The 16,044-nt window shown below is 58.4% G+C and carries 16 protein-coding genes; 12 read left to right on the forward strand and 4 right to left on the reverse strand.

Annotation, left to right across the window (positions count from 1 at the left end; all coding sequences use genetic code 11):
- Positions 1 to 210: 210 nt before the first annotated feature.
- Genes AC1RL4_RS27955 through AC1RL4_RS27965 form a run of 3 tightly spaced genes read left to right on the forward strand, consistent with a single transcriptional unit; the run spans position 211 to position 2,840 of the window.
- Positions 211 to 1,194 (forward strand): FecCD family ABC transporter permease, encoded by a 984-nt coding sequence (locus AC1RL4_RS27955; protein ID WP_172901224.1) that lies wholly within the window; start codon positions 211 to 213, stop codon positions 1,192 to 1,194.
- Positions 1,194 to 1,961, forward strand: coding sequence for a heme ABC transporter ATP-binding protein (locus AC1RL4_RS27960; protein ID WP_028940353.1), 768 nt, complete (start codon positions 1,194 to 1,196; stop codon positions 1,959 to 1,961). The genes AC1RL4_RS27955 and AC1RL4_RS27960 overlap by 1 nt, the downstream gene beginning before the upstream one ends.
- Positions 1,962 to 1,973: 12 nt before the next feature.
- Positions 1,974 to 2,840: a ChaN family lipoprotein gene (locus tag AC1RL4_RS27965; RefSeq protein WP_028940352.1), complete on the forward strand. Its 867-nt coding sequence runs from the start codon at positions 1,974 to 1,976 to the stop codon at positions 2,838 to 2,840.
- Positions 2,841 to 3,108: 268 nt separating this feature from the next.
- Here the strand turns inward: AC1RL4_RS27965 and AC1RL4_RS27970 are convergent, their stop codons facing one another.
- The 3 genes from AC1RL4_RS27970 to AC1RL4_RS27980 form a co-directional block, all read right to left on the reverse strand.
- Positions 3,109 to 3,381: a TfoX/Sxy family protein gene (locus AC1RL4_RS27970; protein ID WP_009050884.1), complete on the reverse strand. Its 273-nt coding sequence runs from the start codon at positions 3,379 to 3,381 to the stop codon at positions 3,109 to 3,111.
- Between the two features lie 242 nt (positions 3,382 to 3,623).
- On the reverse strand, positions 3,624 to 3,968 hold the full coding sequence (locus AC1RL4_RS27975; protein ID WP_019582853.1) for a pentapeptide repeat-containing protein: 345 nt from the start codon (positions 3,966 to 3,968) through the stop codon (positions 3,624 to 3,626).
- Positions 3,969 to 4,059: 91 nt separating this feature from the next.
- Positions 4,060 to 5,616, reverse strand: coding sequence for a bifunctional aminoglycoside phosphotransferase/ATP-binding protein (locus AC1RL4_RS27980; protein ID WP_028940351.1), 1,557 nt, complete (start codon positions 5,614 to 5,616; stop codon positions 4,060 to 4,062).
- A gap of 119 nt (positions 5,617 to 5,735) precedes the next feature.
- Between AC1RL4_RS27980 and mrcB the strand changes: the two genes are divergently transcribed.
- The 3 genes from mrcB to AC1RL4_RS27995 are packed head-to-tail and all read left to right on the forward strand — an operon-like array spanning position 5,736 to position 9,140.
- Positions 5,736 to 8,054, forward strand: a complete 2,319-nt coding sequence (mrcB, locus tag AC1RL4_RS27985; protein ID WP_028940350.1) for a penicillin-binding protein 1B — start codon at positions 5,736 to 5,738, stop codon at positions 8,052 to 8,054.
- Between the two features lie 16 nt (positions 8,055 to 8,070).
- Positions 8,071 to 8,805: a tetratricopeptide repeat protein gene (locus AC1RL4_RS27990; RefSeq protein ID WP_019582850.1), complete on the forward strand. Its 735-nt coding sequence runs from the start codon at positions 8,071 to 8,073 to the stop codon at positions 8,803 to 8,805.
- On the forward strand, positions 8,805 to 9,140 hold the full coding sequence (locus AC1RL4_RS27995) for a YqcC family protein (protein ID WP_019582849.1): 336 nt from the start codon (positions 8,805 to 8,807) through the stop codon (positions 9,138 to 9,140). The genes AC1RL4_RS27990 and AC1RL4_RS27995 overlap by 1 nt, the downstream gene beginning before the upstream one ends.
- Positions 9,141 to 9,158: 18 nt before the next feature.
- Here AC1RL4_RS27995 and AC1RL4_RS28000 read toward each other — a convergent pair whose 3' ends face one another.
- A complete protein-coding gene (locus AC1RL4_RS28000) occupies positions 9,159 to 9,581 on the reverse strand; it encodes a DUF4124 domain-containing protein (protein WP_019582848.1) in 423 nt (140 codons plus the stop codon).
- A 399-nt stretch (positions 9,582 to 9,980) separates the two neighbouring features.
- Here AC1RL4_RS28000 and AC1RL4_RS28005 point away from each other — a divergent pair, with 399 nt between their 5' ends.
- The 6 genes from AC1RL4_RS28005 to msrQ all read left to right on the forward strand — a co-directional run bounded on the left by AC1RL4_RS28005 (position 9,981) and on the right by msrQ (position 15,962).
- On the forward strand, positions 9,981 to 11,705 hold the full coding sequence (locus AC1RL4_RS28005; RefSeq protein ID WP_026331976.1) for an acetolactate synthase 3 large subunit: 1,725 nt from the start codon (positions 9,981 to 9,983) through the stop codon (positions 11,703 to 11,705).
- Positions 11,706 to 11,707: 2 nt separating this feature from the next.
- Positions 11,708 to 12,199 carry an acetolactate synthase small subunit gene (gene ilvN / locus AC1RL4_RS28010; protein WP_003205610.1) on the forward strand — a complete coding sequence of 164 codons (492 nt, stop codon included), beginning with the start codon at positions 11,708 to 11,710 and terminating at the stop codon, positions 12,197 to 12,199.
- A 46-nt stretch (positions 12,200 to 12,245) separates the two neighbouring features.
- Positions 12,246 to 13,262: a ketol-acid reductoisomerase gene (gene ilvC, locus AC1RL4_RS28015; protein WP_003228216.1), complete on the forward strand. Its 1,017-nt coding sequence runs from the start codon at positions 12,246 to 12,248 to the stop codon at positions 13,260 to 13,262.
- Between the two features lie 145 nt (positions 13,263 to 13,407).
- Positions 13,408 to 14,265 (forward strand): CDP-diacylglycerol--serine O-phosphatidyltransferase, encoded by an 858-nt coding sequence (gene pssA / locus AC1RL4_RS28020; RefSeq protein WP_008006914.1) that lies wholly within the window; start codon positions 13,408 to 13,410, stop codon positions 14,263 to 14,265.
- 63 nt (positions 14,266 to 14,328) lie between these two features.
- A complete protein-coding gene (gene msrP, locus AC1RL4_RS28025; protein ID WP_018930219.1) occupies positions 14,329 to 15,342 on the forward strand; it encodes a protein-methionine-sulfoxide reductase catalytic subunit MsrP in 1,014 nt (337 codons plus the stop codon).
- On the forward strand, positions 15,342 to 15,962 hold the full coding sequence (gene msrQ, locus AC1RL4_RS28030) for a protein-methionine-sulfoxide reductase heme-binding subunit MsrQ (protein WP_019651010.1): 621 nt from the start codon (positions 15,342 to 15,344) through the stop codon (positions 15,960 to 15,962). Before msrP ends, msrQ begins: the two co-directional genes overlap by 1 nt.
- The last annotated feature ends 82 nt before the right edge of the window (positions 15,963 to 16,044 follow it).

Genomic DNA, 16,044 nt, shown 5'->3' on the forward strand with positions numbered 1-16,044 from the left:
CCGAGCTTGACGTTCAAATGCACGCAATTATCAAATGACGGCTCGCCCGCAGGGCGATTACCGGATGCCGAGAATACTTGGCCTGTCATAACTATGCCTGGGAAACCTTTAAAGGAGGCTGTTTATGCACCTGTTCGATCCCGGTACGACTGGCCAATGACCCTTCTGATTAAACCTCGTGCGTTGTTCATTGGCTTGAGCCTGTTGTGTTTGCTGGCGATCTGGCTGTCGCTGGCGTTGGGGCCGGTGAGCTTGCCGTTGTTCGATACGCTACGGGCGGCGCTGCGGTTGATCGGTTTGCCCATTGCACCCGACGGGTTGGAGCAGGCCGAACTGATCCTCGGGCAAATCCGCCTGCCGCGAACCTTGCTCGGTTTGGCGGTGGGCGGGGTTCTGGCGCTGTCCGGCGTGGCGATGCAGGGCTTGTTTCGCAATCCTCTGGCCGATCCAGGCCTGGTAGGGGTGTCGAGCGGCGCGGCATTGGGCGCGGCTATCGCGATTGTCGGCGGCTCGGTATTCGGTGGATTGCCTGAATCCTTCGGGCCATATCTGTTGTCGGTGTGCGCGTTTCTCGGCGGGTTGGGGGTGACGGCGTTGGTCTATCGACTGGGGCGACGCAATGGCCAGACCAACGTCGCGACCATGCTGCTGGCCGGTATTGCATTGACTGCCCTGGCTGGTTCGGCGGTCGGGCTCTTCACTTATCTGGCGGATGACGCGACCCTGCGCACCCTGACGTTCTGGAACCTGGGCAGCCTTAACGGCGCCAGTTATGCGCGACTCTGGCCGTTATTGCTGGTGAGCACCGGCGTGGCACTGTGGTTGCCGCGTCGGGCCAAGGCCTTGAACGCATTGTTGCTGGGGGAGTCGGAGGCCGGCCACCTGGGTATCGACGTCGAAGGACTCAAGCGCGAATTGGTGTTCTGCACGGCGTTGGGTGTCGGCGCGGCGGTAGCTGCGGCGGGGATGATCGGGTTTGTCGGCCTGGTGGTGCCGCATCTGGTGCGGCTGCTGGTCGGCCCCGATCATCGGGTGTTGTTGCCGGCGTCGGTGTTGGCGGGGGCCAGTCTCCTGTTGTTTGCTGATCTGGTGGCGCGGCTGGCGCTGGCGCCGGCTGAGTTGCCGATCGGGATTGTCACGGCCCTCATCGGCGCGCCGTTCTTTCTGTATTTATTGCTCAGAGGGCGTGCCTGATGTTGCGAGCGCAGAACCTGCAAATCCGCCGCGGTCGAAAAGTTGTCCTGACGGATATCACCCTTGAGCTTAAACCGAGCGAAGTGCTCGGCGTGTTGGGGCCGAATGGCGCCGGCAAAAGCACGTTGCTCGGTGCCCTGTGCGGAGAATTGCCTGCGGACCATGGCAGCGTCTGGCTCGATGAGCGTGAGCTGAGCCATTGGAGCGGAGCGCAGCGAGCCCAGCGTTTGGCGGTGTTGCCGCAAGTGTCGACCCTGGACTTTGCCTTTCGCGTCGAAGAAGTGGTCGGCATGGGCCGTCTGCCTTATCAAAGCGGTCGGGTCCGGGATGAGGAGATTGTCGCCGCCGCGCTGCAGGTGGCCGATGCGGGGCACTTGAGCGGTCGCAGTTATCTGGCGTTGTCCGGTGGCGAACGTCAGCGGGTGCATTTGGCGCGGGTGTTGGCGCAGCTTTGGCCGGGCGAGGCGGGGCAGACGTTGTTGCTCGATGAGCCGACGTCGATGCTCGACCCGCTGCATCAGCACACCACTCTGCAAGCGGTGCGTGAATTTGCCGATCGCGGTGCGGCGGTGCTGGTGATCCTGCATGATCTGAACCTGGCGGCGCGTTATTGTGATCGCTTGTTACTGCTCGAAGGTGGGCGTCCTGTGGTGCTGGACACGCCGGAGCAGGTATTGCGCCCGGAGCCGCTCAAGGCTGTGTTCGGGCTGGAAGTATTGGTGCAACCGCACCCGGAGCGTGGGCATCCGCTGATCATCGCCCGCTGAGGTGTTTTAGGGATGAAAACACGCATGATGGTTTTTCTGGCCGCGCTGTTACTGAGTGCTTGCCAGCATGTAGCGGTGCCGCCGGTCAGCGGCGAAATCCGGGATCTGCGCAGCGGTCAGACCCTGACGGCGCAAGAACTGCTTGCACGGTTGGCGGAACCTTCGCGGTTGATCGTCGGCGAGCAGCATGACAATCGTGATCACCATCAACTGCAATTGTGGTTATTGCAGGCACTGGGTGAGCGACGGCCTCAAGGCAGCCTGCTGCTGGAAATGCTGACGCCGGTTCAGCAACAGCGCGTCGATGACGTTCGGCATACCTCACCGCTGCCGAGCGATTTGTCCGGGGCATTGGCCTGGCAGCCGGGATGGGACTGGAATCTTTACGGGCCGATCGTTCGTTTTGCCCTGACTCAGCCGTACCCGTTACTGGCGGCCAATCTGGACACGCCTGAAGTCCGTACTGTCTATGCCAAACCGCCAACATTGAGCGGTACGCGCTCCAACGCTCCGACGGTCAAGAATGAGTTGCTGGCACAGATCAGCGATTCCCACTGCGGCTTGCTGCCTGAATCACAGATGCCCGCGATGCTGGCCGTGCAGCAACAGCGTGACCGGCGGATAGCCGAGCGATTACGGGCGGCACCGATGCCTTCACTGTTGTTTACCGGCGCGTTCCACGCACGCAAGGATGTCGGGGTGCCGATCCATGTGCTGGACCTGGGGGAGCCCAAGGCACCAACGGTATTGATGCTGGCGGAGCAGGGCGCTGAGGTCACGTCGGCTATGGCCGATTACGTCTGGTATACGCCCAGCACGCCGCCGCAGGATTACTGCGCGCAAATGCGTAAACAGTTCGGCAAGCCATCAGGCCAATAGAATCAGGCGAGTTTTCCACAGGCAAAAAAAGACCCGGCAAGAGCCGGGTCAAATAACCGTGATTAGCCTGATGAGGAGATAATCTGAGAGTCCGAACCAAGGGCTTTTCAGAATATCGACCAGTCTCGCGACCAGTTGTGATAATCATAGCGATTCTCATTACCAAGTCAACCGCTGATTTCTCGTATTAGTGAATGACGTCATTCCTTCGCTGGAAATCCTCGTAATCATTGGGTTTCAGGCTGTGCGTTCGAGTGAAATTACCCGTTCAATTCTTGTGGCGAGACGAAATAGCATCCAGCTGTTTGTTCAAGGCTTCCTTGCGCTCGGCGGGAATGTCGTTCCAGTGAACATCCATCAACGCGCCTTCAATCGCATACAACAACACCTTGGACGCCCGAAAACCGCGAGTGCGCACGGCCCGATAAGCGTCCACAGCTCCCAGCCGACGCAAGTCCGAGGCACTGTGGATGCCCACGGCATGCAGCCATTGCGCCGACGTCTTGCCAAGATTCTTCAGGTGTTGCAGTTCATCATTCATCAAGCCTCCTTGCGACAGCCGAATGGTGCGTGGGCGAGCCTCTCAGCAGTGTAGCCATCAGTAGGAAAAGCGTGATTGTTTGGTCGGTTTCGACGCAAAAGCTTCTAAGAGGAAAGCTCAAGAAGCGGCGTGAAAAGGCGGAGCATGTAGTCCGAGGGGCGTGTGGAAAATTGAGTTTTCGAGCAAAAAAAGTACAAAGTCCAGCGCAAGGCGGGGGCGCTGGACTGGGTGAGACGTCGCTTTTAGCGGGTGCGATAACGCAGGCGTGTACCGAAATTCATCGACATCAGAATCTCATCGGCACTCAGCTCTGGCGGGAAGTAGGCGCCGGAGATCTGCGCGTGGGCCAGGCTCGCGCCTTCCAGGGATGAATTGCGAAAGTCGATGCCACGCAAGTCGGCAGAGCGAAAATAGGCATCGGTGAAGTCGATGCCGTCGGCGTTCAGTTCACGCAGATCGAGCCCGCGGAAGTCACCACCGACCATGTCGATAGGTCCATCTTTCGGGCGTTCATTGTTGAAGCTTGTGATGTCGTCTTTGTGCAGCAAGGCATAAAGCGGGGTGTCGAGAAGTTTCGGCTGGCTCATGTCACATCACCTGGTGGTTTTATGACGCCAGTATAGTGCCACTATTTGACAGCCGTGAAGCCGGTGAGGGCTTCACGGTTGAAATAGTTTCTTACAGACCAGGCAGGCGCTGGCGAATCTGCGCAACGACCGTATCGAGGGTGCCACTTTCATTGGTCTGGACGCGCTTGCTGCAGAGGATTTCTGCTGGCGTCAGTGCCTCGCGGCTGGCTTGCTGGGCGGCGATAACAGCCAGGTTGGCGTCGGACGGATCGTTGTTGTCCGCCTGGCGTTGCTTCAACCAGCTCTCGATCACCGCTTGCGGCGCGTCGCAATCGAGGATCAGGAACGGCGCGCCGGTGGCCTCGGCAATTTTTGCCGCGCTGTCGCGTTGGTCGCGCTTGAGATAAGTGGCATCGATCACCACCGGGAAGCCGGCACGCAGAATTACATTGGCAACCTCATGCAGGCGGGCATAGGTGGCGACGCTGGCGTGGGCGCTATAGATGCCGGCCTGCGGGTCGTTCGGTACGGTCTGTTCGCCGAACATACGCTTGCGCTCGACATCCGAACGCAGGCGAATGGCACCCAATGCTTCCACCAGGCGCATGGCCACATGGCTTTTGCCGACGGCGGAAACACCGTGGGTGATCGCCAGGAAGCGCGAAGGAATGGTGCTGTAGCTTTCCGCCAGGTTGGCGTAGTTGCGGTACTGACGCAGAGTGGTAGCGCGCTGCACCGGATCGGCCTCGGCCGGCATGCTGAACAGGCTGACCTTGGCGCGAACCAGGGCGCGGTAGGCTTTATAGAAGTTCAGCAGCTCAAGGCCCTGGTAGTCGCCGGTCAGTTCCAGGTATTGGCTGATAAAACGGCGCGCCAGGCTCTTCAGGCCGCGGTCTTCCAGGTCCATTGCCAGGAAACCGGTGTCGGCGTAAACGTCGGTGAAGCGGAACGGTTCGTTGAACTCGATGCAGTCGAAGATCACCACTTTGCCGTCGATCACGGTAGCGTTGCCCAGGTGAATGTCACCATGGCATTCACGAATGAAGCCGTCGGCCTTGCGCTGGGCGAACAGCGGCTTGAGGCGCTCGAAGCTGCTTTCGGCCCAAGCTTGCAGTGCCTCGAGTTGCAGCAGATCGGCCTTGTCGCTGAGGAACGGAAGGATTTGTTCGAAGTTCTGCCGTACCGGCGCCATGACGCTGTCCGGCGTGCCGGCTTCGTGTTCGGCAGGCACTTTCGGCGCACTGAGGTGGAATTGAGCGATTTGCGCGGCCATCTCGTCGATGTGCGTGGTGGTCAATTCGCCGTTGGCTTGCAGGGTGCTGAGCAGTTGGCTTTGTGGGAACTGACGCATTTTCAGGGCGTAATCGACAACCGGACCATCGCCGCCCAATTGTGGCGCCTCGGCGCTGCCGGTGATCGGTAGCACTTCAAGATACAAGTCATGGGTCAGGCGCTGGTTCAGGCGCAGCTCTTCGCCGCAGAAATGCTTGCGAGCTTCGAGACTGGTGAAATCGAGGAAGCCGAAATTCACCGGCTTCTTCACTTTATAAGCATAGGGACCGGTGAGTATCACCCAGGAAATATGGGTCTCGATGACCTGGAACCCTTCTACGGGATGCGGGTAGAGGGCCGGGTTTTGCAGGGCAGCGATCAGGGACTGGCTCACAGGCGATCCTTCAGAGTCTGGGGGAAAATTCAAGGTCGTCATTATGGCTGCAAGTCCGTCCGACGCAAACCTCGGTGGGCTCCTGTTGAGTATGAATAAAGTGCGTATAATCCGCCGCCATGACTCGAACTCGATCCCCCCGCACCCCTAAAAAACCACCTTCCAAGGGCATGCGCCCCTGGCTGGGTTGGGCCCTTAAACTCAGCCTGGTCGGCCTTGTGGTGCTCGCCGGGTTCGCGGTTTACCTCGACGCCGTGGTCCAGGAGAAATTCTCCGGCAAGCGCTGGACCATCCCGGCCAAGGTGTACGCGCGCCCGCTCGAGCTGTTCGTCGGACAAAAGCTCAGCAAGGACGACTTCCTCACCGAACTCGATGCCTTGGGCTACCGACGCGAAGCTGTCAGCAACGGCCCCGGCGCGGCGGCTGTCAATGGCAATACCGTCGACTTGAACACCCGAGGCTTCCAGTTCTATGAAGGGCTTGAGAAGCCTCAGCCCGTGCGCGTGCGCTTCTCCGGCGACTATGTGGCCGAACTCTCGTCGACCAACGATGCGAAGCTGTCCGTGGTGCGACTGGAGCCGCTGCTGATCGGCGGGATTTACCCGAAAAACCTTGAAGACCGCATCCTGATCAAGATCGATCAGGTTCCGCCGTATCTGCTCGAAACCCTGGTTGCCGTAGAGGACCGGGATTTCTACAGCCACTGGGGCGTGTCACCGAAGTCGATTGCCCGAGCTATCTACGTCAACACCTCGGGCGGCAAGATGACCCAGGGCGGTAGTACGCTGACGCAACAGTTGGTCAAGAACTTCTACCTCACCAGTGAACGCAGCCTGACCCGTAAGCTCACTGAAGCCATGATGGCGATGTTGCTTGAGCTGCATTACGACAAGAGCGAAATTCTTGAGGCTTACCTCAATGAAGTGTTCGTCGGCCAGGATGGTCAGCGCGCGGTGCACGGCTTCGGCCTGGCCAGCCAGTTCTTCTTCGGGCAGCCATTGTCCGAGCTGAAACTGCACCAGGTCGCTTTGTTGGTGGGCATGGTCAAGGGGCCGTCCTATTACAACCCGCGTCGCAACCCTGAGCGGGCGCTGGAGCGGCGCAATCTGGTGCTCGATGTTCTGAAGGAACAAGGCGTTGCCAGCGCCGAACAGGTTGAGGCGGCGAAGAAAATGCCACTGGGTGTGACCACTCGCGGCAAGTTGGCCGACAGCTCGTTCCCGGGCTTCCTTGATCTGGTTAAACGTCAGTTGCGCGAAGACTACCGCGACGAAGACTTGACCGAAGAAGGGCTGCGAATCTTCACCAGTTTCGACCCGATCCTGCAGATGAAAGCCGAAGCCTCGGTCAACGACACGTTCAAACGTCTTTCGGGTCGCAAGGGTTCCGATGACGTGGAAGCGGCGATGGTCGTGACCAACCCGGAAACCGGAGAGGTCCAGGCCATGATCGGCAGCCGTCAGGCGAGTTTTGCCGGTTTTAACCGTGCGTTGGACGCGGTGCGACCGATCGGCTCTTTGATCAAGCCGGCGGTTTATCTGACCGCTCTTGAAAAACCGAGCCAGTACACGCTGACCAGTTGGCTATCGGACGACTACTTCTCGGTCAAAGGCGCGGACGGTCAGATCTGGAAACCGCAGAACTATGATCGCCGTTCCCACGGCACGGTGTTCCTGTACCAAGGGTTGGCGCATTCCTACAACCTGTCGACCGCGCGTCTCGGGTTGGCGGTGGGCGTGCCGAATGTCTTGAAGACCCTGGCACGCCTGGGCGTAAGCCGCGAATTCCCGGCGTTCCCGTCGATGTTGCTCGGTGCCGGCGGTATGACCCCGATCGAAGTGGCGACCATGTACCAGACGCTGGCCAACGGCGGGTTCAATACGCCGATGCGCGGGATTCGCAGCGTACTGACTGCCGAGGGCGAGCCGCTCAAGCGTTATCCGTTCCAGATTCAGCAGCAATTTGATCCTGCGTCCATTTACCTGATCCAGAACGCCATGCAGCGCGTCATGCGCGAAGGTACCGGCAGTTCGGTTTATAACGTGTTGCCGAAAACCCTGACCCTGGCCGGCAAGACCGGTACCAGTAACGATTCGCGGGACAGCTGGTTCGCCGGTTTCAGTCAGGATCTGCTGGCCGTGGTCTGGCTGGGGCGCGATGATAATGGCAAGACACCGTTTACCGGTGCCACCGGTGCGTTGCAGGTCTGGACCAGTTTCATGCGCAAGGCCGATCCGCTGCCACTGGACATGCCGCAGCCAGATAACATTGTTCAGGCCTGGGTCGATTCACGTACCGGGCAAGGTTCCGAAGCCAGCTGCCCAGGCGCGGTGCAGATGCCGTATATTCGCGGCAGCGAACCGCCTCCCGGTGCTGCTTGCGGTGGCGAAAGCCCTGCAGAATCGGTGATGGATTGGGTCAAGGGCTGGATGAATTAAGCAAAGAGGATTTGAAGTGAACAAGTGGTTGATTCCAGCGGTGACTGCCGTGGCTTTGCTCAGCGGCTGCTCCACTGTACAGCGTGGTTCGATCCCGGTTGTGGACGCCGGCACTGCCGTCTCCAACAGTGAGCGGATTTCGGCGAATGGCGGTTTCCGTCAGTCGACGGTGAAACGTCCTGTACAAGCTCAGACTCAGGCGATCCCGCAAGGTGACACCGGGGTCGTGGTGATGGTCCCGGGTGGTGGCGCCGTCTCCTCGGCACCGATCAGCACTTCGCCGATTACCCCGGGCCCGATTACTCCGGGGCCGATTGATACCTCGCCGGTTCAGTCGGCACCGATCAATCAGGGCAGTTACAGCATGCCGTCGACGCCCAGCGGGATTCCTTCGGCGAACTCCGGCGGTCTGTCCGCCGATGAACAACTGGACGGTCCGGTCCTGGCATTGTTGACCACTGCCCAGCAGCAACAGGCCAGTGGCGACCTTAATGGTGCATCTTCCAGTCTCGAACGTGCCCAGCGTGTTGCACCACGCGAGCCGCAAGTGCTTTATCGCCTGGCCCAGGTACGTATGGCTCAAGGTGATGCGGCACAGGCCGAGCAGTTTGCCCGTCGTGGTCTGACGTTCGCCAATGGGCGTCCGGACCTTCAGGCCAGCCTGTGGGAATTGATCGCCCAGGCCCGTGAGAAACAGGGTGATCCGGCCGGTGCAGCATTGGCTCGTCAGAAGGCCAAGGTTTCGCTGTGATGGATACTCGCTTTCCGAAGATTGCCGAACAGTTGCTGTTGATCGAGCGCGAGCTGCGCGTTCAGGGCTGGTGGGATGAAGTACCGCCGTCCGCTGAGGCGCTTTCCAGCGTTGAACCATTTTCGGTGGATACGCTGGATTTCGAGCAATGGCTGCAATGGATCTTCTTGCCAAGGATGAAGTCGATCCTGGAGCAGGATCTGCCGTTGCCCAACGCATCGGGCATTCAGGAGATGGCCGAAATGGTCTTCGCCTCCCGCAATGTCCAAGGCAAGGATCGGCAGCTTCAGGCCTTGCTCAAAGAGTTCGACGCGTTGATCACCGTTTCCCGCTGAATCGGATACTGCCAGTGCTTACTGGCAGTTTTTCGCAATCTGTTTCTGTGCTTCGGTGATGCGCTCCTGACGTTGTTGGTCGGTCAGGCGGCGCGTCTCGCCGTCGACTTCCTCCCGCAATCGCGGATTGTTCTGCAGTTGAGCCAGGTTCGTCCGAGCCTGTTCGCAGAACACTTTTAGCTGGGCCTGCTGCTCGGCGACCTGCTTTTTCACTTTGTGATCGATGGCCTTTTGATCGCCGATGACGTTGCCGTGCGGTAGCACGCCCGGTTTGCCGATGGGCGGGGAGGGCGTGACCATGACGGTGGCCTCCCGGCCCTGGGGCGGCTGCGCATCGAAATGGGTGACGCCCTGGGCATCGACCCATTTATAGATCTGACCCGCCATGCACAAAGGGCTCAGGCTGATCAGTAAGCTGGCGGTGAAGATGAGCGTTCGCATGCCATTTCCTTATCGGGGGTGCGCAATTGAAGCTAACACAGTTGCGGTTTAAAGGTTTTTTCTTGCGTTCTCATGCGCTTAGTTCAATAAAGCACATTGACGGCTTGACTTGCGATGGGCGAAACAGAAGAATCCAAAGTCCGCTGTAGAGGGACTGCCAGAAGCAGACCCACTCGGTAGATCATGAGGCGCACATCCGCGCCGACCTGTTACACCCGCAACGCGTTACCTCGCGCTGGGTGGGAAAGGCCCGCAACACTTGGGACGATCCCAATACTTGCTCAGTCAGTGCTGACGTAGTCGGCGACCACCGTCGCTCATGCTCTGCCGAGAAGTAAACCTATTAAGACCCGTCCTCTTGTATGTGGGCGGTATTCTGGCGTTTTAGAGGTGAACAACGTGGAGCTTTTATCTGGCGGTGAGATGCTCGTCCGCTTTTTGCGTGACGAAGGCGTCAAATATATCTACGGGTACCCGGGTGGTGCTCTTCTTCATGTCTATGATGCCCTGTTCAAAGAACCGGAAGTGACCCACATCCTGGTTCGTCACGAGCAGGCTGCGACCCATATGGCTGACGGCTATGCCCGTGCCACCGGTAAAGCCGGCGTGGTACTGGTGACCTCCGGCCCGGGCGCAACCAACGCCATCACCGGTATTGCCACGGCCTACATGGACTCCATTCCGATGGTGATCATTTCCGGCCAGGTGCCTAGCACCATGGTAGGCACCGATGCGTTCCAGGAAACCGACATGATCGGTATCTCCCGGCCGATCGTGAAGCACAGCTTCATGATCAAGCACGCTTCGGAAATCCCGGAAGTCATGAAGAAGGCGTTCTACCTGGCGCAATCCGGTCGTCCTGGTCCGGTCGTTGTCGATATCCCGAAAGACATGACCAACCCGGCCGAAAAGTTCGAATATATCTTCCCGAAAAAAGCCAAGCTGCGTTCCTACAGCCCGGCCGTTCGCGGTCACTCCGGGCAAATCCGCAAGGCAGCCGAAATGCTTCTGGCGGCCAAGCGCCCTGTGTTGTATTCGGGCGGCGGCGTGATCCTCGGTGGTGGCTCTGCGCCGCTGACCGAGCTGGCGAAGATGCTCAACCTGCCAGTGACCAATACCCTGATGGGCCTGGGTGCCTACCCTGGCACCGACCGTCAGTTCATCGGCATGCTCGGCATGCACGGCAGCTACACCGCCAACCTGGCGATGCACCATGCCGATGTGATCCTTGCAGTCGGCGCGCGTTTCGATGACCGCGTGATCAACGGCCCGGCCAAGTTCTGTCCGAATGCCAAGATCATTCACATCGACATCGACCCGGCTTCGATCTCCAAGACCATCAAGGCAGACGTGCCTATTGTTGGCCCGGTCGAGAGCGTCCTGACCGAAATGGTCGCGATCCTCAAGGAAATCGGCGAGACCCCGAACAAGGAGTCCGTTGCCAGCTGGTGGAAGCAAGTTGATGAGTGGCGCGGTGACCGCGGTCTGTTCCCTTACGACAAGGGCGACGGCAGCGTGATCAAGCCGCAGACCGTGATCGAAACCCTGTGCGAAGTGACCAAGGGCGACGCCTTTGTGACCTCCGACGTGGGTCAGCATCAGATGTTCGCGGCGCAGTACTACAAGTTCAACAAGCCGAACCGTTGGATCAACTCCGGTGGCCTGGGCACCATGGGCTTCGGTTTCCCGGCGGCCATGGGCATCAAGCTGAGCTTCCCGGATGACGATGTCGCCTGCGTAACAGGCGAGGGCAGCATCCAGATGAACATTCAGGAACTGTCGACCTGCCTGCAATACGGTTTGCCGGTAAAAATCGTCATCCTGAACAATGGTGTGCTGGGTATGGTTCGCCAGTGGCAGGACATGAGTTATGGCAGCCGTCACTCGCACTCCTACATGGAATCGCTGCCTGACTTCGTCAAACTGGCAGAGGCCTATGGTCACGTTGGCGTGCGCATCACCGACTCGAAAGATTTGAAGTCGAAGATGGAGGAGGCGTTCGCCATGAAAGATCGCCTGGTGGTTATCGATATCTCGGTTGACACCAGCGAGCACGTCTACCCGATGCAGATCAAAGACGGCTCCATGCGTGATATGTGGTTGAGCAAGACGGAGCGTACTTAATCATGCGGCACATTATTTCCCTGCTTCTGGAAAACGAACCGGGCGCTCTGTCTCGTGTAGTCGGCCTGTTTTCGCAGCGCAACTACAACATCGAAAGCCTGACCGTGGCGCCGACCGAAGACCCGACTTTGTCGCGTCTGACGCTGACCACTGTCGGCCATGATGAAATCATCGAGCAGATCACCAAGAACCTGAACAAACTGATCGAAGTGGTCAAACTGGTCGACTTGTCGGAGAGTGCTCATATCGAGCGCGAACTGATGCTGGTCAAGGTCAAGGCTACCGGCGCCCAGCGCGCCGAGATCAAGCGCACCACCGATATTTATCGTGGGCAGATCGTTGATGTCAGCGCCAGCGTGTATACCGTTCAATTGACCGGTACCAGCGACAAGCTCGACAGCTTCATTCAATCGATCGGCACTGCCTCGATTCTGGAAACCGTACGCAGTGGCGTCACCGGGATTGCCCGCGGCGACAAAGTACTGAGCATCTAAACCAAATTAGCGAATGGCCTGAGGGCCAGATATAAAGGGGAAATTCATGAAAGTTTTCTACGATAAAGACTGCGACCTGTCGATCATCCAGGGCAAGAAAGTTGCCATCATTGGTTACGGCTCCCAAGGCCACGCTCAAGCGTGCAACCTGAAAGACTCCGGCGTTGACGTTACCGTTGGCCTGCGTAAAGGTTCGGCCACCGTTGCCAAGGCTGAAGCCCACGGCCTGAAAGTGACTGACGTTGCTTCCGCCGTAGCGGCTGCCGACCTGGTCATGATCCTGACCCCGGACGAGTTCCAGTCCTCCCTGTACAAGAACGAAATCGAGCCGAACATCAAGAAAGGCGCCACTCTGGCCTTCTCCCACGGCTTCGCGATCCACTACAACCAGGTTGTTCCGCGCGCTGACCTCGACGTGATCATGATCGCGCCGAAAGCTCCGGGCCACACCGTGCGTTCCGAGTTCGTCAAAGGCGGCGGTATCCCTGACCTGATCGCTATCTACCAGGATGCTTCGGGCAACGCCAAAAACGTTGCACTGTCCTACGCTGCCGGCGTTGGTGGCGGTCGTACCGGCATCATCGAAACCACCTTCAAGGACGAGACCGAAACCGACCTGTTCGGCGAGCAAGCCGTTCTGTGCGGCGGTACCGTTGAGCTGGTAAAAGCCGGTTTCGAAACCCTGGTTGAAGCTGGCTACGCGCCGGAAATGGCCTACTTCGAATGCCTGCACGAACTGAAGCTGATCGTTGACCTCATGTACGAAGGCGGTATCGCCAACATGAACTACTCGATCTCCAACAACGCTGAGTACGGCGAGTATGTGACAGGTCCGGAAGTAATCAACGCCGAGTCCCGTCAGGCCATGCGCAATGCCCTGAAACGTATTCAGGACGGCGAATACGCCAAGATGTTCATCAGCGAAGGCGCCACCGGCTATCCTTCGATGACCGCCAAGCGTCGTAACAACGCCGCTCACGGTATCGAAATCATCGGTGAGCAACTGCGCTCCATGATGCCGTGGATCGGTGCCAACAAGATCGTCGACAAAGCCAAGAACTAAGTCACGAGCTTGTACGGAAAACGCGGCCTAGGCCGCGTTTTTTCGTTTGGATCCGCCGGTTCTGGTATAAAGCTGCATCGTTTGCGGTCGAACCGTCGTCCCAGACACCTGTCGAAACTTTCCACCCCGTTGCAAGGTAATGTCCATGAGCGAACGTCCCGAAGAGCCAAAGCAGGCTTCTGACGCCGAAAGCCTTCTGCCCATCGATGAGCACATCGAAGAAGGGCATGACGCTGAAGGCCGTAAAGTCCGGCATCGTGGTATCTATCTTCTGCCGAATCTGTTCACCACTGCGAACCTGTTCGCAGGGTTCTATTCCATCATCAACTCGATGAGCGCCCAGAGCGCCTTGAGTGCCGGTGATGCAATCGGCGCGAGCAAGTATTTTGCGTTTGCCGCGATCGCGATTTTCGTCGCCATGGTGCTCGACGGCCTCGACGGTCGCGTCGCTCGCATGACCAACACCCAAAGCGCCTTCGGTGCGGAGTACGACTCGCTGTCGGACATGGTTGCCTTTGGCGTCGCGCCGGCTTTGCTGGCATTCGGCTGGGCCTTGGGCGATATGGGCAAAGTCGGCTGGATGGTCGCCTTTATCTATGTGGCGGGTGCGGCGTTGCGCCTGGCACGCTTCAACACGCAGGTCGGCACCGCCGACAAGCGCTACTTCATCGGTCTGGCCAGCCCGGCCGCGGCCGGTGTGGTCGCGGGAATTGTCTGGGCGTTCAGCGATTACGGCATTCAGGGTTCCAAAATGTCATTCCTGGTTGCGCTGATGGTTGCCGCCGCGGGCATGCTGATGGTCAGTAACATCAAGTACAACAGCTTCAAGGAGCTGGACTTGAAGGGGCGCGTTCCCTTCGTCGCGATCCTGGCAGTGGTGCTGGTATTTGCCGTTGTATTCAGTGATCCGCCGCGCATCCTGCTGCTGGTTTTCCTCGCCTATGCGGCTTCCGGGCCGGTGCAGTACCTGCTGCGTCTTCGTCGGCACAAAAAAGCCGAGTGATGTAATTTCCCTCATACTCCGCAGTCTATGGGTGCATCTGTCCTCCAATGCTGCGGAGTTGCCATGCTGATCAAAGTCCCCAAAGCGTCTGACTGTCATGAGTCAGACGTCACGCCTGAATCTCTCTACCTTTCTCGTCGCAATGTATTAGGCGCGGCCGTTGCCGGTTTGGCTGTGAGTACGCTGCCACGCTGGGCGAGTGCCGACGATGCTGCGCGTTATGCCGATGTCGAGCCTGGCAAGGCGCCGTCCTGGTTTGCCGAAAAACTGCCTTCCACTAAATGGGGGGCGGTCAACGTCAAGGATGAAGCAATCACGCCTTTCAAGGATGCGACCCACTACAACAACTTCTATGAGTTCGGTACCGACAAAGGCGATCCTGCGGCCAACGCCGGTGCGCTAAAAACCGAACCGTGGAGCGTGGTGGTAGACGGGGAGGTGGGTAAGCCGGGGCGGTATGCGCTGGAAGACTTCATGAAGCCTTATCAGCTGGAAGAGCGTATTTATCGTCTTCGCTGTGTAGAGGCCTGGTCGATGGTCATTCCGTGGATTGGTTTTCCAATTTCGGCTTTGCTGAAGGAAGTAGAACCGACGTCCAAGGCCAAATTCATTCGCTTTGAAACCCTGCAAGATCCCAAGAGTATGCCTGGACAGCGTTCTGGCTTCGCCTTGATCGACTGGCCATATGTAGAAGGGCTGCGCCTGGATGAGGCGATGAATCCGTTGGCGATTCTCGCTGTAGGCATGTATGGACGTGAGTTGCCCAATCAGAACGGTGCGCCGCTACGTCTGGTGGTGCCGTGGAAATACGGCTTCAAGAGCATCAAGTCCATCGTGCGAATCAGCCTGGTCAGTGAGCAGCCGAAAACCACCTGGCAGAGCATTGCCTCGAATGAGTATGGCTTTTATGCGAACGTGAACCCGACAGTCGATCACCCGCGCTGGACGCAGGCACGGGAAAGACGTTTGCCGAGCGGTCTGTTCAAGCCCAATGTGCGGGACACGCAAATGTTCAACGGCTACTCGGATGAAGTCGCTTCTTTATATGCAGGGCTCGATCTGCGGAAGAATTACTGATGCGATATCTGTTCTGGCGTATTGGTGTCTTTATCGCCGCAGCGATTTGGCCGCTGCTTTGGTTGTATCAAGCCTGGGCGGATGTGCTGGGGCCTGATCCAGGAAAGGTGCTGGTTGATCGTCTGGGGTTGGGGACGCTTGTCCTGCTGCTCATTACATTAAGCATGACGCCTTTGCAGAAACTCACCGGTTGGTCGGGGTGGATAGCTGTCCGACGGCAGTTGGGGTTGTGGTGTTTCGCCTATGTGGTTTTGCATTTGAGCGGCTATACGGCGTTCATCCTCGGCTTTGATTGGTCACAACTGGGTATCGAGTTGCGCAAGCGGCCGTACATTATCGTCGGGGTGCTGGGGTTTCTCGGTTTGTTGGCGCTGGCGGTTACCTCCAATCGTTACAGTCAGCGGCGTTTGGGCGTTCGCTGGAAAAGATTGCATCGGTTGGTCTATGTGATTCTCGGGCTTGGGTTGCTGCATATGTTGTGGATCGTTCGCGCCGATCTGAGGGAGTGGGCGATCTACGCTTCTATAGGTGCGTTGTTGTTAGTATTGAGATTGCCGCCTGTAACGCGCCGAATTCCACGTTTAATCGTTAAAAAGGCACCTTCTGCAAGAAAGGCGTAATTAGAGGTTGACGGCAGATCCTGGACGTCTATAATTCGCCCCACTTCCGGCGCAGTCGAAACGGAAAACTCCTTGGTAAACA

It is taken from the genome of Pseudomonas sp. GW822-FHT07A10, assembly GCF_058798795.1.